The sequence below is a fragment of the Bacillus cereus group sp. MYBK95-2 genome (genome assembly GCF_051915225.1).
Lineage (GTDB): Bacteria > Bacillota > Bacilli > Bacillales > Bacillaceae_G > Bacillus_A > Bacillus_A cereus.
Genome location: NZ_JBQAEH010000014.1, coordinates 23,304 through 47,106, shown reverse-complemented (window position 1 = coordinate 47,106; position 23,803 = coordinate 23,304). Strand labels below are relative to the sequence as shown.

Below are 23,803 nucleotides of genomic sequence, written 5' to 3'. Positions count from 1 at the left end.
AAATCTTTCAACTTCTTACGCATAGCTTTTAGAAAACAGAAACAGCTTCTACTATAATTTACTTTGTATGAGCTAAGCTTGATAGCGATGTAGTGCTAGCACATAAACAAAAATAGTATAATTGTGTTAACAAATGTAAGGAGAATATAAAACGTGGCAAATATTTATGGATATATACCTGTACGTACAAAACATCAAAATGAACAATGTCAGTTACATAAGATGATGGAACGAGGAGTGGAAGCTCGACGCATTTTTGTCAATAAAGCAGGTGGACGACATTCTAATCGCCCTCAATATCAATTATTACGAAAGATATTAAGTACAGGTGATATTGTTTACATAGATGCCTTAGATCGTATGGACCGCAATTATGATGAGGTAATTTCAGGATGACAGTATATAACAAGAGAATTACAAGCTGATATCGTAGTTTTAGAAAATGAAACCCTGTTTGATAGTCGGAAATTTCGTGAGATGGGTGATATGGGCCGATTAATGGAATATCAATTTTTATCTTTGCTATCCTACGTTACGGATCAGGAGCGTAAAAAAATTCATCAGCCATCAGCGACAAGCGGAAGGGATTGCTGTAGCCAAAGCTCAAGGAAAACGTTTAGGGCGACATCCACTTAACCTTTCAACATTAAGTCAAAAGCAACTATTTATCATAGAAGAAACCTATCCAAAATGGAAAAAAAGAGAAATCCCGAGCGTTAAATTTATCGTTTTCCGACAGAAGACTCCTTCCTCAAAAATGTGAAGGTGTGAAACACCAATTTTAGGTGGGAGATGAATGTCGGTTGGCATAAGCCAACATGTTTGTTATCATTTACTTGTACAGATTGCTCTTCGAAAACTGAAGATATGAGGTTGGTTGCAGAAAAACGTTGCAACCGTAAAATCTTCAACGTTCTATCGCCCCATGCTTACCGAAGTTGCGAAAACCAAGCTAAAGTAGGGAGTTTGGTGCGTTAACGTACAAGATACTTATATTCTCACCGAAGGGACTGCGGGTAGAGCCTGCTAAGATAACCGGTGGATACACCGGTGTTCGCAGGAATCTCCCACTTCAAAAAGTCCTTAAGGACGTTAAGTGATGAGTAGTTCAAGGAATTACTAGAACTTAAGAAGAATACCTTTTATAAGATACTAAAAGAATATGAAGAGAATAAATTACAATCTAAATAAAGCATATGAGCCAAATATTCCTTAAAGTAGGAAATCAGGCTCATTTTAGTTTGAATTTTGCTTAACGTATATTTTTGTTAAAATATGGGTAGTACGTCTATAATTACTATACCTTTATTTTTTGCCACTCAAAATCATTGCATTTCCTAATACTTTTTTGTTTAATAAAAGCTTTGGTAATTTTATTTCTTCAGCAAGCTTGTAGCTACTCAATTTAGAAATATTGAGTTTCTCTAGGTCATTTAAGAATTCTTCTGTATTACCAAATATTTTTTCATCCATAAATAAATCTAAGAAGATAAATTCACCACCAGGTTTTAATACTCTTAAAGCCTCCTTAATTACTTTTACTTTATTATTTGTATCTTTCACTTCATGAAATGTTAGGCAGCTTACAACTATATCAAATTCATTATCCTGCAAAGGGAGATCGGCAGCACTTGCTTTTAGAAAATTAACCCTATCAGACACACCTTCTATTTCTGCATTTCGTTGACATTGATTCTGTGAGTATTCCCAATTCTTCCCCCAATAATCAAGTCCAGTTAAAAAAGATTTAGGAAAAGCCATTGCTAGCTTAATAATCAATGATCCACTACCTGTTCCTATATCTAATATTTTTCCTTTTCCATCCCAATTCACTTTTTTTACTATTAAATCATGTATTTTTGTTTGGTAATCCCCTCCGAATGCTGCAAATTGGTATGTAGAATAAGAAAGTATAAACGTTATATAGATAAAAGGCATTGTTATAATCCCTGATAGGATTCGCAGATATAAAGGAATAGGCAATAATGTTATTAATAGAAGAATTATTGAGCTTATCAAAAAAACAAACAGTTTTTTCATTCGAATCCATGTATGATATTTAGTTTTATTTCTCATTTGCACCATCCCTGTATATTTTTCGAATGTGGAGTTATTCATTATAAGATACTTTTATCTATTCTCTCCTGTAAGATAATTTTTTTATCCATTAATAAATAATTTGTTATTAGTTTTAAATAATTCTAAAGTCACTTCAATTCATTTTCATATCTCCATATACCATACTCCAATTTTTTCGCGGTCACTATAGGTATATTTAAAATAAGTCATATGTTGTCCGTAATTAAGTTCGGTTAAGTTTATTTCTATTTTCATAGCATTTAATATTATGAATAATAACATCATGATGTAGATTATCCCAAAATTCATCTCAAAAAAGTTTGCAATATACACCTAGATTGTAAATGGACTTAAGAATCTTTGTACTAAAATTACCTATTTACACAATGGCTGAGTGAATATATATGAAATTGGCTGGTTTCTATTATAAATATATACTTTATTATATAGATAAATACAAGTAGATTAGGGAGTCACTAGAAATATGAAAGAGATAGAAATTATAAAATCAATAGAAAAAATAACCATTACATGGCAAAGCGCAACAATTAGTATTCCATTAGAAGATATAATTGAGATTAATAATAATACATGTAAGAATACTAACAGAGCAGTGGAAATCGGTAATAAGTTCAAGCATTCAGAAACTATCTTTATTAGAACAAAAAAATTAGATTATATATTATTTACAGCTAATAAGTTAACGCTTCTAAATAAAATTAAGTTCTAACTCATGAAAAATTATGGTGCGGTTTTTTCTAAGTATTTTATAACAGTGTCCGCTAAGTTTTCTGGAAATTTCACATATTTTCAAGAAAACTTAGCGGAGAACTAATAATCCAATTCCATGAGGAAAACAAAACAAGTAGATAATAAATCAACTTTAATTGTGTAAAAAATACATAACTATAAGTGGTAGTATTGAACTTATTTAATAATAAATTATATGTGAATGGTTCAATTTAAAATTCATCTTCCAAAATTAAATTACCGGCATCATTATCTTTCGTTAATCGCTGACTCAGGTAATTTTCTTTTGTAGTACGATCATTTTTATGACCTACTGCAGCTGCGATAACATGAGGTGGTAATCCTTTGTAATCATATAGGTACTGTACATAAAAATGTCTAAAGAAGTGGGGAGTAATTCCGATATTCTCTGTAAAGGGTAACTGAGTATCCTTAATGATTTTAGAAATATATTGTGACAAATAATTCTCTCTATAAGTAGTATGGTTTTTAGTTTGAAATACTGTTCCACCATTTCTATTTCCAATGTCTATAGGTAATCTTCTCCGTATTCGAAATGCGACAATCCGATTAAAAATCTCCTTATTAATGGAAACAATCCGCTCATTAGCTCCCTTTGTATCAACCTTTAAATAATATCGTCCTCGTATAGTATCATACTCAAGATCTTCCCACTTTGCATGTGCGACTTCTGCAACACGTAACCCTGTGGTAGCTAGAACTGACAATAAAGCGTAATTGATTTCATTATCCTTGTAGTAATGAAGCAATTGTTTTACTTCCTCATATGATAACTCCCGTTTAGGTTTATGTTGTTTATTTACAGTTGTACTTAGTATCTCAACATGTAGAGGATCCTGAATATATTGGATTTCATATAGCCATTTCAAATATGAACGAATAACACCAAGCTTTCTACTAACTGTAGATGGCTTGTATTTATCTTTTGACTGATAGGAGGTTGCTTCTTGAGATAACCATTTTTGATAATTACGGATATGCCGTTTCCTAAGGTTTCTCCATACTTGACCAAATTTATAATCCTTTACATCTTTCTGTAGAAATTCCTCACTTTGTCTAATAAAGAAATAAAACTGACTTAAATCACGTGCATATAGAATTCTTGATTCATCCTTGATTCGTTTTTCTTGGTCAAAATGTGTTTGTCGATTCAAGTAGTAGTAAAGTATTTCTTCATCTGAAAATCCTTCATATGTATATGAATCTTCTCTTTCGTTATTTTCCTTTTTTAATTCCGCTTCATTTATATAATCAGGATTCCATAATGTAATTAGATTTGTAAAATTTTGTTTTTGTTTCTCTATGTTATTTAAAGAAGTATCACTATGAATAATATCTATTTCAAATTTCAATGTTATTCAATCCTTTATAAATTTCTTTTATAATAAATATTATAACGTAATCATTTAGAAATTAAATTATATATTAAGATTAAATTTTACAAAGCTATAAATATATAATGACTATAGAAAATCTCCCATTTTCTATGGTTATTATTTAATTTTAAATACAGTATTTTCGTTATGTAATTTAATCATTGATAAAATATAATTTTAAAATAAAATTAAATCAAACAGTATTGTAATTTACAATCTAATATATATATCGATATATGTTATAATTTATTTAAAATGTAAATACTATAAATTTTAATTTACATAATATTATTATGTAAATAACGAGGTGTGAGGAGGAATTAGAATGATTAGCGCATATGAAATGACTATGACTACAAATGAAGTAAAAGATTATTTAGATATAAGTCACTTTATTTTTAATAATTTAATGAAGCAAGGAAAGCTAACACCAATCAATAAGGATACGTGGCGTTTAGATGGTAGTTTTTTATTTAGTAGAGAAGAAGTAGAAAAAGTAAAAGAAGAACGTAAAATTGAGGGGATTACTTTATACCAAGCAAGTAAAGAGTATCATATTAGTATGAATCAGCTTGAAAAATGGATAGAAGAAGGAAAGTTAGTTTATTTTTTAATAGAACATCGTAATCGACAAACGAAATTTGTGAAGGAGGAGGATGTTCGTGAACTTGTTCAGCAAGTAGAACAAGCTAATCATATATATACATTTTCGCAGAAATATAATGTAGTATTATTTCAAAAGTTTGTAAAAGGCAATACATTGGCACGTGTTATTTCTATTCCAAAACGTGGTGATATTATAGTTCTTGATGAATTTGGAACTAATATGACACTTAGTGAGGCATTAAAAGCAGGATATGAGTCCGCTTATAAACTGTCGGATAAACCTAGAAGTCATCATCAAAGGTTTGTTAAGTTTCGTTTTCCTAAATCTGCGCAATTACGAAACAATATTTTTCACATAATCGATAATATATTACAGTACGTATCTCCAAGAAATATAAAGATTTTAGAAGAAGAAACATTTTGGTATTTTGAGATTCGTCAATCATTAATTACATTACCACCAGGAATTCAAATGGAATGGATTGAGGAGTTAACGCCTTATATAATAGAAGGGAAAATTGTTCCAAGAATGAATCATAGCGTATATTTGGATAGTAATACAGTAACGAAGTCTGTCATACTTACAAGTAAGGAATACAAATACTTGAAAGAAATTACAAATGAAACAAATAGCTCTATTGAAGAATTTATAGCCATTGCTATTAGAGACAAAATTAATAGGCACTTACTTAAGTGAAATCGAATTTTTTAATGAATTAAAGCTAAATCTAGGTATTTTCTCTTTACTTTTATTAAAACTCTTTAGGTGAAATGGAATAAATGCTAAGTTCCTATTACTAATAGTTGGGATATAAATACTGAATATGTAGTTTTTATATATTTAATACTTCCTATAAAGTCTGTTATCAGACTTTCGGAAGTATAGAGAAAGAAAAAATTCAAAATAGTTGTATGAATAATGTAGCGACAAATTATCTTTTTATGTATTTTGTAAAAATATCTATTGTGTATGTGAAATAAATTTATATGTATGTTTTAATTATTAATGTTAAATAATTACCCTATATTTTTTTCATATTATTTATATTTTTGTTTTAGTCCAAACTGCATTACGGCCTTTTGATATTAGTTTAATTAATTTTTCTTCTTGTAAACAAGCAAATGCTTTATTGATCGTGCTTGGTGAAACATCTGAAAATACCATCCGTATTGCTTCTTTTGTAAAAGGGAGTTCTTGTTTTAATATATACTCTTTAATTTTAAAGCTTTTGTTCCCTTTCAGTTGGTAACTTGTAATATGTACGTCTAGTTCTTTATATGCTTCTAGAATAATATGTAATAGACATTTTAATATAAAGGATACATTGTGCTCTTGAAAATGCCAATTTGCTGAAGATTTATATAGGGCATCATAATAATCTCTCTCGTATTTTTTTATTATTTTATCTAGTGAAATATATTTCACTAGTGAATGTTTACTTTGTAATAGTAATAAAGATATAAGTAGACGTACCATTCTTCCATTTCCAGATTCAAAAGGAAAAATACATATAAAATTAAGTACAAAATTACAAATTAAAATTAGTGGATCAATATCTTTTTGATTTAATAAATAATTATATTCTTCACATAAATTTTTTACTGCTTCTGGGATTTCTTTAATCGTTAAAGGGCGATAGCAATAAAATGAGAAATTAAGTTGCTCATGTTCTTCAAGTAAGATGTCCTGTTTTCTCCACGTTCCACTATCCGAAGTAGCATATTTAAAAAGTTGAAAATGAATTTCTAAGATTGTACTTGGATCAATAGTAAGCCTTTCATAGTTATTATGAATGAGTGATAGCGCATCAACGTAACAAGATATTTCATCTTCAATCATTGTTTTTGGCGACAGATCATATGTAATTAATTCTTTTAACCTTTTATTTGTTATTTTTAAGTTTTTATACATTGCGACAAAATCTTTGGTATGTTGAAGTTGAGTAGATATTTGCAACTTTTCTAATGTACATGGAAATTCCTTCTCATAGACCTCCAATCTCCCTTGGTATTTCTTTATTTTTCCAATTAGGCTTGCTACATCTAAATTTACCAATAAATTTGTGAATTTTTCGCCAAAAAACGACATATTTTTCCCCTCCTATAATATAAAACTATACAATACTTAACTGTATTTAAAGTGTTTTTTTGAATAATTTTCTAAAAAAAATTAAAAATATAGTTTTTTATGTGTGAAAATTACAATAATTAGGGTCTTTTTGCCTTATTTTGTGACAAGATTTAACATCAGATTAAATAGTTTATGTTAAAAAGCAGAGTTTTATATTGTGTAATTGCTTTTTATCAATAAGTGAGTCATCGCATATGGGGAAGGGGGAAGTCCTTACTAATGAAGACTATTGCTTTTTACTTACCACAATTTCATGAAATACCTGAAAACGATTTATGGTGGGGAAAGGGTTTTACAGAATGGACCAATGTAAAAAAAGCAAAACCACGTTTTCTGGGACACTATCAGCCTAGGGCTCCATTAAGGGATTATTATTACAATTTGTTAGATTTAGATGTACATAAGTGGCAAATAAATTTAGCAAAACAGTATGGTTTAGATGGTTTTTGTTATTATCACTATTGGTTCAAAGGGAAAAAATTACTAGAAAAACCAATAGAACTGAGAAATCAATGTAAGGAAATTGATTTCCCATATTGCTTATGTTGGGCAAATGAATCTTGGACAAGATCTTGGGATGGGAAAGATCAAGAAGTATTGATGCGACAAGAATATGGGGATGAGTCTGATTGGAAAGAACACTTTAATTATCTTTTGCCATTCTTTAAAAACAAAAACTATTTAAATATTAAAGATAAACCGATATTTGTAATTTACCGTCCAGCTTCTATACCAAATCTAAATAAAATGTTGAGTCTATGGAATAAATGGGCTCAATCTGAAGGGCTTCTAGGGATACACTTTGTAGAAATGTTAACAATCTTTGAAGATAAATCAGATTTTCCTTTTGATGCTGCTATAGAGTTTGAACCTATGTACACTTTAAAAAAACTAATAGGTAATACAACTTCACTACATCAAGAAAAAAAAGATTTTCACTTAAGTTATGATTTTGTATGGAAAAGAATATTAAACCGTCAAATTAAAGAACGTGAAAACATATATAAAGGGGCATTTGTAGATTGGGATAACTCTCCAAGGAAAAAAGAAAGCGCTTTAATTGTGAAAGGGGCTAATCCCGATAAGTTTAAGAAGTATCTTTTACAACATAGTAAGGACACTGACTTTTTATTTATTAATGCTTGGAATGAGTGGGCAGAAGGCACATACCTAGAACCAGATGAAAAGTATGGATATAAATACCTTGAAGCTTTAATGGAGATAAAGAAGAGTCACTTCTAATAAATTGTAACAGCAAGAAGAAGGGGGAAACATTATGACTGATATAAATACTATGATTTCCATTCGATACATTAAGAAATCATATGGAGATTATACAGTTATTAAGAATTTAAGCATAGATATCCGTAAAGGTGAAATTATAGGATTACTAGGACCGAATGGAGCTGGGAAGACAACACTTATATCGATTTTATCTACTCTTACTCTGCCAGATGAAGGGTATGGTACAGTATGTAACTACGACTTGTATACTGAACGGAATAAGATTAAAAAAAATGTGAGTGTAGTACCTCAAGATTTAGCGCTATACCCGACTTTAACTGCATATGATAATTTATCTTTTTATGCCGATTTATATGGATTAAAGGGAAATAGGAAAAAAAGCCGCATAAAAGAAGCTTTGCAATTCGCACAGCTTGAGGATTGGGCACATAAGAGAATTGATACATTTTCAGGTGGTATGAAAAGAAGAATTAATTTAGTGATCGGTTTGTTAAATAAGCCAAAAGTTATTTTCTTAGACGAACCAACAGTGGGAATTGATCCGCAATCAAGAAACCATATTTTTAATTGTATTCGCCATCTCGTAGAAGAACTAGGAATCACTGTCATATATACAACTCATCATATGGAAGAAGCTGAGATGTTATGCCATCGTGTAGCAATTTATGATAAGGGTGAAATATTAGATATTGACACCCCAAAAAATTTAATAACAAAGTATGGGGAAAATTATTTAGAGATTGTAATATCAAATATTCCAGAAGAATTTATACATAAAACAAAAATGATTGTTGATGTGAAGTCCTGCACTTTGGTAGATAAAAAAGTCATCATTCAATGTGTAGATAGCTTTAATGTTACAAGAGAAGTTATGAAATTAATTCAAAAATATAATTTGAAAATCGAATTATTTAATGTTAAAAATTCTAATTTAGAAAATGTATTTTTACATTTAACGGGCAAAAATTTAAGGTCTTAAATGAAAGGAGATGGTAAAAATGAAAGCTTGGTATATAGCTAAGAAAGATTTACTTATTCTTTTAAAGGATATCCCTGGTCTAATCTATTTATTTATTACACCTATTATAGTTATTGCAGTTGCTAGTTTTGCATTATCCAATGTATTTGATAGTAAGACGGAAAAATTCAAGATTCCTATAGTAGTAAATGATAATGGAGAACTTTCTAAAAGGGTTATTGAGGAATTGAAAAAAATCCCTGCCCTTGAGCTAGAAGAAACTTATGAACTAAATGGTAAAAAGAAAGCCTATACAGAAGAACAAGTGAAAAAGGAAGTTCAAACTAAAAAAGCGGCAATCGTTATCCCTAAGGATTTTACACAAAATGTATATTCAGGGACAGAGGCTAAAGTCATCATCATAGAAGATAAGGTTGATCGTATTATTCCAAGTGTTGTTTCAAATGCTGTAACTCAAATTGTGTCAGAAATACAAAGAGATATGACTAAAGAGATTGTAAAACAAGCCTCTGCCCAAATGGAAGTAAATGTGAAAGTGGAGTTTAAAGAATTAGCATCAGATAATGAACATAAACCTACTCCATTTGAATCTAATGTACCAGGATATGCCGTAATGTTTGTACTCTTAGGTACTGCTGCAGCTGCAGGTGCATTAGTAGAAGAGAGAGAGAATGGAACGTTAAGAAAAATCCTTACTTTACCTATTAATACATTATCAATTATTTTTGGAAAAATGCTCTCATGCTTTATAACAGCTATTGTTCAATGTGCAGTCCTTTTTAGCGTAGGACATTTTGTATTTGGAATGTGGCTTGGAAAAAGTGTATTAGGAATTATGTTACTAGTGATATGTACTGCATTTGCAGCTTCAAGCCTGGCAATTTTACTAGCTTCTATATGTCAAACAAGATCACAAGCAAATGGTATTTCTATTTTAATCGTGTTAACTATGTCTGCTTTAGGTGGGTCTTGGTGGCCACTCTATATAGAGCCGGAATGGATGCAAAACATAGCACATATTACGATTACAGCCTGGGCAATGGGAGGGTTTAACGATTTATTAGTATATAACAAGGAGTTCTCCTCTGTGCTTATTCCATCAGCTGCATTAATTGGCATGGGAATTTTATTTTTAACAATCGCCATACAAAAATTTCGACGTTCTTATGAAAAGTAGGTGAAATAAGTGTACATAGTAAAAAATGAGGTGAATGTTCGTTTTGGGGAATGCGATCCCATGGGAATTGCTCACCATTCTCATTATTTTCACTGGTTTGAGCTGGGTAGGTTTAAAATACTGGATATGACTGGAATAAACCGATATTTAAAACAGGAAAAATTATATTTTCCAATAATCGATATAGGATGTACCTATAAAAAATCAGCTCGATTTCAAGATGACTTAATTGTAGAAACCTATCTTAAGAATGAAAGTAAAGTTTATATAGAATTTGTTTATAAATTATTCCGCAAGAGATGCCGAGTTTTGTTAGCGGAAGGATTTTCGAAACATGTTTTAACACGGTCGAATAATCAATTAATCAGTAGATTACCAGAAGAAATTTTAGAAAAGATTCAATTTGAAAATAGCGGGGGTGTCATATGATTACATTTATTTTTCCAGGACAAGGGTCTCAATCCGTAGGGATGTGTAAAGGGTATTTAGATAAATACTCAAACATATTTGTCCCATTATTTGAGGAAGCAAATGATACGCTAGGATTTGATTTAAAGCAACTATGTTTATATGGGCCAAGTGAAAAATTAATAGAAACCAGTGTTACACAACCAGCTATTCTTACGGTAAGCACGGGGATATCACGAATTTTACATTTGTACGGTATAAGCCCATCTAAAGTGGCGGGTCATAGCTTAGGACAATTCTCTGCACTGGTAGAAGCAGGATCTTTACAATTTTCGGATGCATTATCCATTGTACAGAAGCGTGGTCAGCTGATGAGTAATGTAAAGCAAGAGGGGTGTATGTTAGGAATTGTGTCAAACACATATCAAACATTATTTGAAGTTGTAGAGGAATCTAAACAATATGAAATTGATATTGCTGCCTATAATTCCCCTACACAGGTTGTATTTTCTGGTGAGAGTAAGAGCATTCTTAAATTTCAAAAGGTACTAGATCAAAAAAATGGTATAAAAACTAAAATACTCTCAACTAGTCATGCATTTCACTCACGTTTAATGAGAGAAATGGTTCTTGAGTTTAAGGAGTATTTAAATTTATTTTCGTTCAAAAATGCTCAAATACCAATTGTTTTAAACTGTTCAGGAAAACCAACTACAAATAGAATCAATATTTTACAAGATATAGAAAGACAATGCGTAGATCCAGTTATGTGGCAAGACACTATCTACACTTTATTGAATAATAGTACGAGACACTTTATAGAAGTAGGTCCCGGAAATACTTTAACCAAGTTATGTCGCTCCTTTAAGCAGAACATATCTGTGTCCTCTACAGAAACACCGATGTATTTAAAAAGAAGCCTTACTACAATAGAGAAAGAATTTAAGGGGGAACGGGTCTATGTTTAATGGAAACGAAGTGGCATTAGTTATCGGAGGATCACGAGGCATTGGTAAATCAATAACAATGGATCTAGCCAAACAGGGCTTAACTGTTTACTTTACATTTCAAAGTAATCAAAAATCAGCAAATGAAATAGCAAATACTATAGGAGAAAAAGGTGGAAAAGCGTTTCCTATGCATGTAGATATTACAAATGAAGCCTCTATTCATAAATTGTTTCAACACATACGCTCAAAGGAAAAAAGAATAGATATTTTAGTAAATAATGCAGGAGTTATAAATGATGGATTTGCTGCAATGATGAGCGAGGAAAAGTGGGATCATGTGGTTGATTTAAATTTAAAGGGAACATTTCTTTGTTGCCGACAGGCATTAAGAATAATGATGAGACAGAAAAGAGGTTCTATTGTAAATATTACGTCGACAAGTGGAATAACAGGTGCAAGAGGTCAATGTAATTACTCTGCCTCAAAGGGTGGGGTTATTTCCTTAACCAAGACTTTAGCATTAGAAGGTGGGGAATATGGTATTAGGGTTAATGCTGTTGCACCTGGTTTTATACAAACAGATATGACAAAAGGAATGGATCAACAGACTTTAAAGAGGATGTTAGAACTGGTGCCACTTGGCAGAATTGGAGATCCTAAAGAGGTAGCACATTTAACAACATTTTTATCCTCTAACTATGCGAGTTATATAACCGGGAAAGTTTTTACAGTGGATGGTGGATTAGTTAATGGCTAAACAATAGATGATTTAATGACGAATCTTGAGTTAAACAAGGAAAAGGGGAAAAAAGATGTTTACGTATGTAGAAACAAAAATTATCGCTGAAAAAAGAAAACAATTAACTACTAGAATTAAAGAAATTATTACTGAGAGATTAGATTTAGAAATCGAACCGCATTTCATTACTGATGATCAGCCATTATTCGGAAGAGGCTTAGGAGTTGACTCCTTGGATGCATTAGAGCTATTTCTGGCAATTGAAGAGGAATTTGGCGTTGCAGTATATGACGAGAATATGGCAGTACTGGGTTCTATTAATAAAATTGCCGATTTTATTGAAGAAAATAGGGAGGATGATGTGCAGTGAGACCGATATTAAATGCAGATCAAATCCGAAATATCTTACCGCATAAATGGCCATTCCTTTTCTTAGATAAAGTTATTCAACTTGAGCCAGGAAAGAGTGGAATTGGTATTAAAAATGTAACAGTAAGTGAACCTTTTTTTGAAGGGCACTTTCCAAACGAATCAATTATGCCTGGAGTGTTAATTATTGAAGCTTTGGCACAAATGACTGCTGTTGTTTATGTTACAGGAGAACTAGCAAAAATAGATGCACATGGTGCATGTTCACCTAAAATCGATCCAAGTTCATATGTGGGTTATTTAGTTTCTGTACGTAATATGAAATTTTTAAAACCTGTAGTACCAGGAGACCAGCTAGAATTACATGTCCAAATTGGAAGATCACTTGGGGTAATCTCACAAGTGGAAATCACGGCTTATGTAGATAAAAAGAAAGTTGCTACTGGTAGTATTCAAGTTTCTAAAAGAGTTGAGGAAATATGATTCATGGTATGGATGTTCAAGTTCGTGAGTGTACAGCGGCAGATAGTGAGAAATTAGCTCATTTTTATAATAAATATCAGTATGGTCCTATTAAATTTGGATATCCCTTAAATACGCAAGACATCAAGCAATTATTTCGAGAGCGGAAGATACAGTTATATTTAATTGCTGAATATGAAAATGAAATTATAGCCACCTTATTATTTTCTAGTTTATCAGGTCAAAGGGCAGCAGTTCCAGATGGAACCTGGGCAGGATTCTTTTTAATTCACCCAGAATTTCGTTCGGGAAATATACCAGATAAATTATTTGCTTATGCGATTAAAAATCTTATCCAACAAGATATTAAGTATATTGATACAGAAGTGAATCCGGAAGATAAAGTAGCCATGGCACTCTATAAAAGAGTAGGGTTATATCAAACAAGTAGGTCGTATATAGACTATGATGGCTACTTAAATTTAAGGAGCTATTTACCTTATGTTATTACTTATCTTTTAGAGGCATTTGAACCAATTATTTCAAAAAGTGACCAAGATATATGGCTATCTAGAGGTTGGAAAACAGTTAGGGGATTGAAATCCCTACGTTCTATTCAGAGTAACGCCATAACAAGAAATGGAATTGAAGTTGTAAAGTATGCTATTAATCTTGGAGCAAAAGATGTGAATTGTTGGGTGGATATAAAAAGTGAAAAAATTACTGAGGTAGAAACAGAACAAGTACGATTCACTAGTTATATTTTAGAAGGAAACAATTTAATCGTTGGAGAGAAGATTCGCATCTGTTATGTATATGAACACCATTTTCCAAATCCTATTGTAGCTAGCATTACATCGAAGATAGGAAAAGATTACTTAATTGATTTAAAGAAAACTTTTTATCCAAATAAAAAGTACGAGTGGGAAGAAGTTATAACAGTAACTAAGGAAATTGAGGGAGAACTTGTTACTAAGTTAAAAGCAAAAGAACTAGAATTAACTGTTCATTTTGGAGTAACCATAGCAAATCCGTTAGAAATAAATGTTGCTAGTTATCCTAAGTTAATTAATGGAAAAGAATCTGCATGTATCGTTAATGTAAAAAATAATTCTTTAGATAGATTAATTTACAAACTATTTATTCAACAAGGAAACTCGAAAATACTAGATTTCAAACCGTTAGAAAAACACCAAATCTGTATCATAGAGCCGGGTGAAATAAAGGATCATCCTATTGTATTGAATCCTAAAAAAATTGGTATCACTAATATGACACTTTCGGCTGTTAGTCATCAAAATAAAAATATTGGGGAATTAAAGGCAATAATTCCGATTCATGCGCATGGGAAAAATCATGTCTATGAAACAAAAGAATACTTAGTTCTAGAAAATATGTATATAACTGTACAAATAAGTAAAAGTACTGGTTGTTTATATATATATGACCTTAGAAAGCAGCAATTATTGGCAAAAGAAGCATGGCCAGATCTAGATTATCCATTTCTAAATGCCGTAAAAGAACCGAAAGTAAATGAGCTGTCATGGGAAATAAAATCTGATTCATGTTTTGAAATTATTCATGAAGCCACAAGATTAAAGAGAAGCATTTGTTTTTTGTCAGATAAGATAGTTCAAATAAATGATTTCGCACAGGAAGGAAAATATATAAAGATATATCCTTGGTGCATGTTATATGATGCGAAGATGACGGTACCATTAAAGAGTGGGTTAGTTTCTAAACCTATGGTATATGGTGAGTATCCATATGCACTACATGACTATGAATTTGTAAATCAATTCGATCTACCTAGTCATCCAAACATGTATGAGCGAAATTATACATTGTTTGAATCGCAAAATATTAATATTGGATTCATATGGAAAGGAAATATAGAGCGTATCCTATTTGGATTAAGATGGATGCCAGCGGTAGTATTTAAACGGAATGAAAAAGAAAAATGTATAACAAAAACTCACTATTATACTTTATGTTCTCATGATAGCAAAGATGAAGTGGAAGAAATCTATAACGATCTTACTAGTCACACATCCAAATTTATATCTAATAAGATTCCGTACTCAATTGAGACTGACAAATTTCATATTATAAATGAAAACGGGGAATTTCATATTCACGGAAGTCTAAAAAACTTATTTTCTTCCATATTAAAGGGTAAATTAACATTGTTTTTCCCTCAGACATCTTACGAACAACAATTGTTTATACAAGACATAGAATCTATAAGCAATTTTAAATTTAAATTTAGTGGAAAGGTTAATTGGTCAAAAGCACATTATGCCGTACTTACGTATCAAGATGAATTAAATAGAAATGCGATAACTAAAAAAATATATCTTTTCCTTAAAGGAAGAAATAAATTAACATATAGCGAAAAAAAACAAGAATATCTAGTTCAAAATAATGTACTAAATTTAAAGATTAAATTAAACCAAAGTAGTAAAATAATAGAATTTATGTATAAAGATAAAGAGATTTTAAAAGAAAACTCAGTATTAAGTTCTTATAATTTTTTACCCGGTGTAATGATACCAACAGCTAACTCTTATACTCCAGATTGTAGGAAAGATTTGAGCATTAATTCAATAGATCTCAATAAAATTAATCATTCAGTAGTAGCAACGGAAAATACATATAAGGAATTTATTAATCAGATTTTCTGTCAATCTGATGAGTGGAAAGTTAAATATACAACTGTATATGATCTACCTGTTTTACAAATACAATTGAAAAGTCTACAGAAAGATAAAATGAAAACTAGTGTCTTTCACTTATTCTGGGAGAAAAAAGGAAAAACAAAAATTAAAAAGATGTATTATTGGCAGAATGGAGAGCAAAATACGTTAATACCAAATGGCAAACAAAGAAAGATTTATTTAGATAATAAGGTAATTCTCGAATTATCTAATGGGTTATTTGTATCTATTTTAGCATTATCACATAGTACAAAATGTTTTATATACGAATGGCCCAAAAAAGGGATGCAAATCGGAATATATGGTAATCAGAATGAATTTAATGATGGAGATATTCGCTTTAATATTGCAGTTGGAGAAACTTTACTTGATAGTGAATACTTTTCGCAAATTTTAGTAGAGGGGAATAAGACATGAAAGTATTGTTTATTGCACCTAGTCATTTTAGCATTGGTGAATTGCATAATGCATTATGTCTAGCTAAACAAATTCAAAAAGATGGGGAAGTTTATTTTTTAACAAGCGAAAAATTCTCATGGTATGCCAGTAAATCTGTAGCCAATGTTACATCACTAACAAAGGGGCTAAGACAAAAAGAGGTTATTAAACAAATAATTGATTCTTTTCAGCCTGATGCTATTGTTTTAGCTGATTACCATAATTTATTTTTAGAGTCTCCAATTATTGATCTTGATTATCTATTAAACCTACACATACCTAGTTTCTCTATTGATTCTTTAGCTTGGGGTAGTGAGGATCGATTATTAGAAAATAAACTTTTTAAAAATGCAAATTACAATAGCTTAAAGAAAAGGTCATTGATAGAACTGCCTAAAATCCCGTCTCAATTTAAGCTACTTAGAACATGTCCAGTGAATAGTTATACACAAGATAGTGAGAAAATTATCTCTGTCAAATTATATAAAGAGGCTTTACAAATAGATGAAGAAATAAGAATGAAAATAAGAGCACAACTAGGTTGTAGGGAACAAGATAAATTAATTATGATTGCGAAATCATCATGGGCCAACCTATTAGTAAAAATGAGGCTCATGGAGAAGAAACAGTACAATGATGCAAAGTTTAGTTATGAATATATATTACAAGAATTATTAAGTCTATATCTACAGGAATTTCCGAGCGATACATGTATTAAATTAATTGGGGTTTCAGATGAGACAAAATTTGTTTCTATGAAAAATGGAGGGAAAATAGAATTTATTTCGCTACCATTTCTTCATTTGGAAGAATACGAACAACTATTATTATCGTGTGATTTATTTATCACTGATAATATTACATCTTGTTCAATGGGAAAAGCAGTATTTGGAAAAATACCTGTGATTAGTCTTGTAAATCATATGGGATATGAAGAATTAAAAGCTCAAGGATACAGCCTTAAACCTACATTAAAAAGCATTATAGAAAAATGGAATTATATAATACCTAATGGACTTTATCCATTTCTTGTATTCCCAAACGGCTGGCATAAAGAACTAGCTCCATTGATGGAGAAAAATGATTATTTTAATTGTGTGCATACTTGTGAAATATTTGATTTAAGGAAAACCAGTAAAACAATATTCAATATGTTATATAGCAAAACTGAGATTGAGAAATTAAAGAAAATGCAACAACTATATATAGATAATGTCTGTAATTTACCGACAATAAATGATGTGATAAAGAGAGAATTGGGGGCACTTAATCATGAGTAATCAAACTAATATACAAAAAGAAAAAAATGAAGCATATGATGCAGTACGTAGCGGAATAGGTCTAATAGATTTATCAGAAACAGGAAGAATTGTTGTAAAAGGGGAGGACCATGTAGAGTTCCTAGATCGTTTAGTTACGAAAGATATTATGTTTATGGAAGAAGAAACTACACTCTTTACCTTATTGTTACAAGAAGATGGGACTGTAATCGATATAATTAATCTATTTAAAAATGAGGATTCTATTACAGTTATTACTACACCGCATAAAAAGGACACTGTATTAGCTTGGTTAGAAAATCAAAAGACAAATGGCATTGAGGTTATAGATATAAGTCAAACACATTCTCTCCTTGGATTTGAAGGCCCTTATGCATGGAGATTAGCTCAACAATTTTTAGATTTCGAAATATCATCACTACCATTTCAATCATTTGTGTTAAATCAATTATTTGGAAAGGAAATTCTATTGGCAAGAACAGGTGTAACAGCAGAGTATGGTTATCAATTAATGTTTGAAAAATACTTAGAACCAATAGTCGTTGAAACCATAAATTCTTTTAAAGATGACGATATTAACTTAAAAAAAGTGGATTGGGAAACATTAGAGACGTTAATGTTAGAAATTCGACATCCATATTTTGAATTTAAACATTTAGAAGAACTAAATATTTTCGAAGCTAGTTTAGAATGGTTTATTGATTTTTATAAAGATGAATTTTATGGAAGAGAATCCTTAGAACAGCAATCGGAAGCTGGAGTAAATAAAAGAATTGTGGGATTCACGACAGGAATAGAGAGTCAAATTACAGTTAATGATGAGATTTTTATAGAAGAACAATTAATTGGTAAAGTTATTGAACTTAAAGAAAGTCCTGTATTAAACATGAGACTCGGAGTTGCTTTATTAGAGGAACCATTTGCTGTTTCAGGAATTGGATTTTATGTAAAAAATAAAGAAAATGCTTTGTATGAGGCACATACTCAGTCCTCACCATATATTCTACCTAAATCATGGTCAATCAAAATACTGTAAAGGTGATGGCATATGAACATAAATAATCAACGAATCGTCGTAACTGGCATGGGAATTATTTGTTCAAACGGAAATAGTGTAAAAGAATTTTGGGATAATATTAAATCTGGGAAATCTGGTATTAAAGTAATCCAAAATATCGATATGGCTGAAATGGTAACAGATTATGGTGGAGAGATTGAAAACCTTCAGGTAGATGATTACTTCTTTAAGGATGAAATAAAAGATATGGATCGCTGTGGAAAATTAGGTGTCATGGCGGCAAGAGAAGCGGTAGAAAACGCAAAATTAAAAATAGAAAACTTTAATCCATACCGAATTGGAATATCATTAGGCACATCTTTAGGAGGCATGTTGAGCGGGGAAGAATTTCATAATCAGTGGATTAAAGATGGAATTGAAAAAGCAGATGAAACGTTACTTTTTAAGTATCCAATCCATACTCCCTGTGACAATATTACGCGAGACTTAAAAATAAAAGGGCCAAAAATGATTATTTCGAATGCATGTGCCGCTGGTACAAATTCAATTGGATTTGCGCTGGATACAATTCGAAATAACAAAGCAGATATCATGATAACCGGTGGTGTAGATCCCTTATCTAAATTGTCAATGAGTGGTTTTAATAGTTTACAAGCACTAGCACCAACGCCACCATCGCCTTATAGCAAGAGTAATGGCGTGGTAATTGGAGAAGGTGCAGCTATTCTTGTTTTGGAATCATTAGATCATGCGATTAAAAGGGGTGCGAATATCCTAGCTGAAGTAGTAGATTACGATTTATCTTCAGATGCATATCATCAGACAGCACCAGATCCGGGCGGAGAAGGTGCTTTGAGATCCATGCGAGGTGCTTTAAAAAAAGCCAGTATAGATGCTAAGGACGTAAGTTATATCAATGGACATGGTACAGGTACACCAGCAAATGATGTATCAGAGCCAAAAGCAATTCGTACATTAATTAATGAAAATAAGACACCAGTTTCTTCAACTAAATCAATGATAGGACATATGTTAGGAGCCGCAGGGGCAGCGGAAGCAGTAACAAGTATTCTTGCTATTCAACATGGATATTTACCTCCAACTATAAATTTTGAAGTTGAAAATCAAAAGTTTAATCTAGATTTTGTACCTAACATAGGTAGGGTAAGTGATTTGAGTTATGTACTATCAAATTCATTTGCTTTCGGTGGAAACAATGCAAGTATCTTATTCTGTAAGTACAATGAGAACCTTGAGTTATCAGCGGCAAAGGAAAAGCTAATTAAAGAAAAAAAAGTCGTAATTACTGGTGTAGGGGGACTTGCTGGGAATTCTTCAAACCTTCAAGAAATTAAAGATTGTATGTTTAAGGGGAAAAGTGGTACCTCAAAGATTAAACAGTGGAACGACAATCCTAAGTGCATACAAGCCGGGAAAATACCAGAACAAAACTATCGAAGGCTAATACACCCTAATTTATTAAGGAAGATGGATTCAATTAGTAAACATGCAGTATTGTCAGTAAAAATGGCTATAGAAAACGGGAACTTAAAGATAGATAAAAATAATAGGGACAAGATAGGAATTATTTTTGCAACTGGTACAGGACCAGTTGCAACGGTAGAATCATTTAACCGGATTATTATCCAGGAGGGTGTTAAGGCCGCCAATGCTAAATTATTTCCAAACACAGTTATGAACGCAGCGGCTGGACATATTTCATTAAACTTCAAAATAAAAGGGCCTACTTCAACTATTTCATGTGGCGGTGTTTCTGGTATTAGTGCACTATACTATGCCTATGCCATGATTCAATCTAGTGATTATGACACATTCATTGTGGTAACGGCAGATGAAGTAAATGATCCAATAATAGAGGGACACTCAAAAATAAAAAGATACTTAACAACTGAGAAGATAAGTCCTTTTGATTGTAAAAATAGCGGTACCATACTTGGTGAAGGGAGCGTTGCCTTTATTGTAGAAAGTGAGGAGGCAGCGTTAAAAAGAAATGGTAATATTTTAGCTGAAATTAAAGGTTTTGGATTAACATCTGATGATAGTAAAATAGGGGACTTAAATCATCTAGGAAAGGCATGGGAGGAATCTATGCGTTTAGCAATGAAAGATGCGATGATTTCTCCAGGAGAGATAGAATATATTTGTGCAGCCGCCAATGGTCATACATATTTTGACCGTATTGAAGAGAGAGTTATAGAACGTATATTCGGAAAAGGAGCTCCTGTTAGTGCCACAAAATCTATCTTTGGGGAAACTCATGCAACTGCAGGCCTTCTTTCTCTTATTAGTGTAATATGTGCCTTTGATGGTGAAATACCAGCTACGCAAAATGTAAAGAGTCATAGAGGAAGAATCGATCTCGTCACAGGAAATGCTCGTAAGGCTCCGGTAAGCAATGCCTTAATTAGTACATATTCTTATGGTGGTAATTATAATTCTGTTGTAATAGGAGAATATCTAAATTAATTATTTATGTAGGAGGCCACTTTTATCAAGTAAGTATTGGTCTTCTGCATAATAAGCTATATAGTTTTTAAACCTTAAGCTCTTAATTGAGCATATCAGAAAAACTATGAAGGAGCACAATGCCATGAAAGGTATCATTCTTGCAGGTGGGAGCGGTACTAGATTGTACCCCCTTACCCAAATTGTATCAAAGCAATTATTACCTATCTATGATAAACCCATGATTTATTATCCTTTATCAGTACTAATGTTGGCGGGTATAAGAGAGATACTAATTATTTCAACGCCACAAGATATTAGTAAATTTGAGCAAATGTTAGGTGATGGTTCAAAATATGGAATTACCCTTTCATATACTGTTCAGCCTTATCCAGAGGGTATAGCACAAGCATTTATTATAGCTGAGGAATTTATTGGAAATGATAATGTAGCTTTAATTCTTGGCGATAATATCTTTTATGGTCATGGACTAACAGAATTACTAGAAAAAGCTGTTAAGAAGACTAGGGGAGCTACAGTTTTTGGTTATTATGTCAATGATCCAGAGCGCTTTGGGGTAGTAGAGTTTGATTCTAAAAAGCATGTGATTGATATCATGGAAAAGCCAAAGGAACCAAAATCAAACTATGCAGTAACTGGCCTGTATTTTTATGATAAACGTGTGATAGAAATAGCAAAAAACATTAAACCATCTAATCGTGGGGAATTAGAGATAACAGATATCAACAAAGAATATCTTGAAATGGGAGAATTAGAAGTTGAATTATTGGGAAGAGGCTATGCATGGCTGGATACAGGTACACACGAATCATTATTAGAAGCAGCACAATTTATAGAAACAATTGAGAAAAGACAGAGTTTAAAAGTAGCTTGTTTAGAAGAAATTGCATTTAAAAAGAAATATATAACCAAGCAACAACTATTAAAAATGGCAAATTCGGTAAAGGAAAATCAATACAGCCGATATTTACTAAGGGTTGCCCATCAATAGCATTTAAATGAATGGAGAGAGAAGAATGCGTAAAATTCATACAGCATTAGATGGTGTTTTTATTATAGAGCTTGATAAATGCAGTGACAAACGTGGTTACTTCATAGAAACATGTAATAAGAAAAAATTTGAACTTTTAGATTTACAGGGAGACTTTGTACAAGATAATCAATCATTATCTGTTCACACAGGCACGATACGTGGGCTGCATTATCAGTTGAATCCTAAAGCCCAAATGAAGGTAGTGAGCTGCATTTCAGGTTCTATTTACGATGTAGTGGTAGATATCCGAAAGGGCTCTCCAACGTATGGGCAATGGTTCGGAACAATTTTAAGTGAGTATAATAACCGTCTACTTACCGTTCCTAAAGGGTTTGCACATGGTTTTTGTACTACAGAACCTAATACTATTGTCCAGTATAAAGTAGATGAGTATTATTCACCTAACCATGAAGGCGGAATTCTATGGAATGATGAAACGATAGGGATTTTTTGGCCAACTAATCAACCAATTTTATCAGAAAAAGATAGAAAACTACCTAGTTTAAAAGATACTAATATCAACTTTGTTTATGGAGATGATTTTAATTGAAATTATTAATAACGGGTGGGGCAGGATTTATTGGTAGTAATTTTATTCGGTATATGTTAAAGAAATATCCTCAATACCAAATTGTAAATGTAGATTTATTAACATATGCAGGGAATTTATCTAATTTAAAGGAAATATCACTAACTCAAAATTATAAATTCATCAAAGGGGATATTTCAAATGAAATATTCATAGATAAGCTATTTAAAAAGGAGAAATTTGATTATGTATTAAATTTCGCAGCAGAATCTCACGTTGATAGAAGTATTAAAACTCCCCATATTTTTGTCCAAACTAATATATTAGGTACACAAGCCTTATTACACTCCGCATATAAAACAAAAGTGAAAAAGTTTGTACAAATTTCTACAGATGAAGTATATGGGACATTATCTCAAACGGGTGCGTTTACAGAGCATACAATAATAGCTCCTAATAGTCCTTATAGTGCAAGTAAAGCTAGTGCAGACTTAATGGTACGAGCGTATCATGAGACATTCGGTTTACCTATGAATATAACTCGTTGTTCCAATAATTATGGTCCCTATCAGTTCACGGAAAAATTAATACCATTAACAATAACTCATGCGTTAAATAATAAAGATATTCCTCTATACGGTGATGGATTACATATAAGAGATTGGCTTCATGTAGAGGATCACTGTGTAGCTATTGATTTAGTTCTTCATGGTGGGGCAGATGGGCACATTTATAATATCGGAGGAGATAATGAATACACAAATCTAGATATTGTACAAAAAATACTACAATTCCTAAATAAAGATCAATCGCAAATTACATTTATCTCAGATCGCTTAGGGCATGATCGACGTTACGCCATGGATGCTACTAAGTTGAAAGAAGAATTAGGTTGGAAACCACACTATCTATTTGATCATGGACTCACTCAAACAATTAAGTGGTATATACATAACCGTACGTGGTGGGAATGAATTTTATTAGGTAAAAATTACATAAGTTAAACGAG

The 23,803-nt window shown here is 31.6% G+C and carries 20 protein-coding genes and 1 pseudogene; 18 read left to right on the top strand and 3 right to left on the bottom strand.

The genetic code is table 11. The features are described from left to right. Positions 1-153: 153 nt before the first annotated feature. Positions 154-763 (top strand): annotated as a pseudogene (locus tag ACTFN4_RS28010) (recombinase family protein). 542 nt (positions 764-1,305) lie between these two features. Here the strand turns inward: ACTFN4_RS28010 and ACTFN4_RS28005 are convergent. Continuing rightward, positions 1,306-2,076, bottom strand: coding sequence for a class I SAM-dependent methyltransferase (locus ACTFN4_RS28005; RefSeq protein WP_439963136.1), 771 nt, complete (start codon positions 2,074-2,076; stop codon positions 1,306-1,308). A gap of 487 nt (positions 2,077-2,563) precedes the next feature. Here ACTFN4_RS28005 and ACTFN4_RS28000 point away from each other — a divergent pair, with 487 nt between their 5' ends. Beyond that, positions 2,564-2,809: a SunI/YnzG family protein gene (locus ACTFN4_RS28000; RefSeq protein WP_439963135.1), complete on the top strand. Its 246-nt coding sequence runs from the start codon at positions 2,564-2,566 to the stop codon at positions 2,807-2,809. A 232-nt stretch (positions 2,810-3,041) separates the two neighbouring features. On the opposite strand, the gene ACTFN4_RS27995 is transcribed toward ACTFN4_RS28000, so the two are convergent. Continuing rightward, entirely contained in the window at positions 3,042-4,202 is a 1,161-nt protein-coding gene (locus ACTFN4_RS27995; protein ID WP_439963134.1) for a tyrosine-type recombinase/integrase, read from the bottom strand. A 349-nt stretch (positions 4,203-4,551) separates the two neighbouring features. Between ACTFN4_RS27995 and ACTFN4_RS27990 the strand changes: the two genes are divergently transcribed. After that, positions 4,552-5,529: a DNA-binding protein gene (locus tag ACTFN4_RS27990; RefSeq protein ID WP_439963133.1), complete on the top strand. Its 978-nt coding sequence runs from the start codon at positions 4,552-4,554 to the stop codon at positions 5,527-5,529. A gap of 345 nt (positions 5,530-5,874) precedes the next feature. Here the strand turns inward: ACTFN4_RS27990 and ACTFN4_RS27985 are convergent, their stop codons facing one another. After that, entirely contained in the window at positions 5,875-6,921 is a 1,047-nt protein-coding gene (locus ACTFN4_RS27985; RefSeq protein ID WP_439963131.1) for a Fic family protein, read from the bottom strand. A gap of 261 nt (positions 6,922-7,182) precedes the next feature. Between ACTFN4_RS27985 and ACTFN4_RS27980 the strand changes: the two genes are divergently transcribed. The 15 genes from ACTFN4_RS27980 to rfbB all read left to right on the top strand — a co-directional run bounded on the left by ACTFN4_RS27980 (position 7,183) and on the right by rfbB (position 23,768). After that, complete coding sequence (locus ACTFN4_RS27980; RefSeq protein ID WP_439963129.1) at positions 7,183-8,205, top strand: glycosyltransferase WbsX family protein; 1,023 nt, start codon at positions 7,183-7,185, stop codon at positions 8,203-8,205. A gap of 34 nt (positions 8,206-8,239) precedes the next feature. Further along, positions 8,240-9,187 (top strand): ABC transporter ATP-binding protein, encoded by a 948-nt coding sequence (locus ACTFN4_RS27975; protein WP_000129820.1) that lies wholly within the window; start codon positions 8,240-8,242, stop codon positions 9,185-9,187. Positions 9,188-9,206: 19 nt separating this feature from the next. Beyond that, complete coding sequence (locus ACTFN4_RS27970; RefSeq protein ID WP_439963127.1) at positions 9,207-10,364, top strand: ABC transporter permease; 1,158 nt, start codon at positions 9,207-9,209, stop codon at positions 10,362-10,364. Positions 10,365-10,373: 9 nt separating this feature from the next. Beyond that, the gene (locus ACTFN4_RS27965) at positions 10,374-10,793 is read left to right on the top strand and encodes an acyl-CoA thioesterase (RefSeq protein WP_000276051.1); all 420 of its coding nucleotides are present in this window, start codon (positions 10,374-10,376) and stop codon (positions 10,791-10,793) included. Next, a complete protein-coding gene (locus ACTFN4_RS27960) occupies positions 10,790-11,740 on the top strand; it encodes an ACP S-malonyltransferase (RefSeq protein WP_439963125.1) in 951 nt (316 codons plus the stop codon). Before ACTFN4_RS27965 ends, ACTFN4_RS27960 begins: the two co-directional genes overlap by 4 nt. Next, complete coding sequence (gene fabG / locus ACTFN4_RS27955; RefSeq protein ID WP_153218648.1) at positions 11,733-12,479, top strand: 3-oxoacyl-[acyl-carrier-protein] reductase; 747 nt, start codon at positions 11,733-11,735, stop codon at positions 12,477-12,479. Before ACTFN4_RS27960 ends, fabG begins: the two co-directional genes overlap by 8 nt. A gap of 55 nt (positions 12,480-12,534) precedes the next feature. Further along, a complete protein-coding gene (locus ACTFN4_RS27950; protein WP_000495741.1) occupies positions 12,535-12,831 on the top strand; it encodes an acyl carrier protein in 297 nt (98 codons plus the stop codon). Further along, a complete protein-coding gene (gene fabZ / locus ACTFN4_RS27945; RefSeq protein WP_086422562.1) occupies positions 12,828-13,313 on the top strand; it encodes a 3-hydroxyacyl-ACP dehydratase FabZ in 486 nt (161 codons plus the stop codon). The genes ACTFN4_RS27950 and fabZ overlap by 4 nt, the downstream gene beginning before the upstream one ends. Then, complete coding sequence (locus ACTFN4_RS27940; RefSeq protein WP_439963123.1) at positions 13,310-16,426, top strand: N-acetyltransferase family protein; 3,117 nt, start codon at positions 13,310-13,312, stop codon at positions 16,424-16,426. Before fabZ ends, ACTFN4_RS27940 begins: the two co-directional genes overlap by 4 nt. After that, on the top strand, positions 16,423-17,727 hold the full coding sequence (locus ACTFN4_RS27935) for a DUF6365 family protein (protein ID WP_439963121.1): 1,305 nt from the start codon (positions 16,423-16,425) through the stop codon (positions 17,725-17,727). The genes ACTFN4_RS27940 and ACTFN4_RS27935 overlap by 4 nt, the downstream gene beginning before the upstream one ends. Beyond that, positions 17,720-18,763 (top strand): aminomethyl transferase family protein, encoded by a 1,044-nt coding sequence (locus ACTFN4_RS27930; protein ID WP_173600995.1) that lies wholly within the window; start codon positions 17,720-17,722, stop codon positions 18,761-18,763. The genes ACTFN4_RS27935 and ACTFN4_RS27930 overlap by 8 nt, the downstream gene beginning before the upstream one ends. A gap of 12 nt (positions 18,764-18,775) precedes the next feature. After that, complete coding sequence (locus tag ACTFN4_RS27925) at positions 18,776-21,232, top strand: beta-ketoacyl-[acyl-carrier-protein] synthase family protein (RefSeq protein ID WP_439963120.1); 2,457 nt, start codon at positions 18,776-18,778, stop codon at positions 21,230-21,232. A 124-nt stretch (positions 21,233-21,356) separates the two neighbouring features. After that, on the top strand, positions 21,357-22,223 hold the full coding sequence (rfbA, locus tag ACTFN4_RS27920; protein ID WP_439963119.1) for a glucose-1-phosphate thymidylyltransferase RfbA: 867 nt from the start codon (positions 21,357-21,359) through the stop codon (positions 22,221-22,223). Between the two features lie 25 nt (positions 22,224-22,248). Beyond that, complete coding sequence (rfbC, locus tag ACTFN4_RS27915) at positions 22,249-22,815, top strand: dTDP-4-dehydrorhamnose 3,5-epimerase (RefSeq protein WP_087965097.1); 567 nt, start codon at positions 22,249-22,251, stop codon at positions 22,813-22,815. Further along, complete coding sequence (gene rfbB / locus ACTFN4_RS27910) at positions 22,812-23,768, top strand: dTDP-glucose 4,6-dehydratase (RefSeq protein ID WP_439963118.1); 957 nt, start codon at positions 22,812-22,814, stop codon at positions 23,766-23,768. Before rfbC ends, rfbB begins: the two co-directional genes overlap by 4 nt. Positions 23,769-23,803 lie beyond the last annotated feature (35 nt).

Excerpts from the sequence above, each read along its gene's own strand:
- ACTFN4_RS27980 (WP_439963129.1), top strand. The coding sequence starts at position 7,183 with ATGAAGACTATTGCTTTTTACTTACCACAATTTCATGAAATACCTGAA.
- fabG (WP_153218648.1), top strand. The coding sequence starts at position 11,733 with ATGTTTAATGGAAACGAAGTGGCATTAGTTATCGGAGGATCACGAGGC.
- ACTFN4_RS28000 (WP_439963135.1), top strand. The coding sequence starts at position 2,564 with ATGAAAGAGATAGAAATTATAAAATCAATAGAAAAAATAACCATTACA.
- ACTFN4_RS27940 (WP_439963123.1), top strand. The coding sequence starts at position 13,310 with ATGATTCATGGTATGGATGTTCAAGTTCGTGAGTGTACAGCGGCAGAT.
- ACTFN4_RS27990 (WP_439963133.1), top strand. The coding sequence starts at position 4,552 with ATGATTAGCGCATATGAAATGACTATGACTACAAATGAAGTAAAAGAT.
- ACTFN4_RS27930 (WP_173600995.1), top strand. The coding sequence starts at position 17,720 with ATGAGTAATCAAACTAATATACAAAAAGAAAAAAATGAAGCATATGAT.
- ACTFN4_RS27960 (WP_439963125.1), top strand. The coding sequence starts at position 10,790 with ATGATTACATTTATTTTTCCAGGACAAGGGTCTCAATCCGTAGGGATG.
- ACTFN4_RS27950 (WP_000495741.1), top strand. The coding sequence starts at position 12,535 with ATGTTTACGTATGTAGAAACAAAAATTATCGCTGAAAAAAGAAAACAA.
- ACTFN4_RS27975 (WP_000129820.1), top strand. The coding sequence starts at position 8,240 with ATGACTGATATAAATACTATGATTTCCATTCGATACATTAAGAAATCA.
- ACTFN4_RS27925 (WP_439963120.1), top strand. The coding sequence starts at position 18,776 with ATGAACATAAATAATCAACGAATCGTCGTAACTGGCATGGGAATTATT.
- ACTFN4_RS27970 (WP_439963127.1), top strand. The coding sequence starts at position 9,207 with ATGAAAGCTTGGTATATAGCTAAGAAAGATTTACTTATTCTTTTAAAG.
- rfbA (WP_439963119.1), top strand. The coding sequence starts at position 21,357 with ATGAAAGGTATCATTCTTGCAGGTGGGAGCGGTACTAGATTGTACCCC.
- rfbC (WP_087965097.1), top strand. The coding sequence starts at position 22,249 with ATGCGTAAAATTCATACAGCATTAGATGGTGTTTTTATTATAGAGCTT.
- ACTFN4_RS27935 (WP_439963121.1), top strand. The coding sequence starts at position 16,423 with ATGAAAGTATTGTTTATTGCACCTAGTCATTTTAGCATTGGTGAATTG.
- ACTFN4_RS28005 (WP_439963136.1), bottom strand. The coding sequence starts at position 2,076 with ATGAGAAATAAAACTAAATATCATACATGGATTCGAATGAAAAAACTG.
- ACTFN4_RS27985 (WP_439963131.1), bottom strand. The coding sequence starts at position 6,921 with ATGTCGTTTTTTGGCGAAAAATTCACAAATTTATTGGTAAATTTAGAT.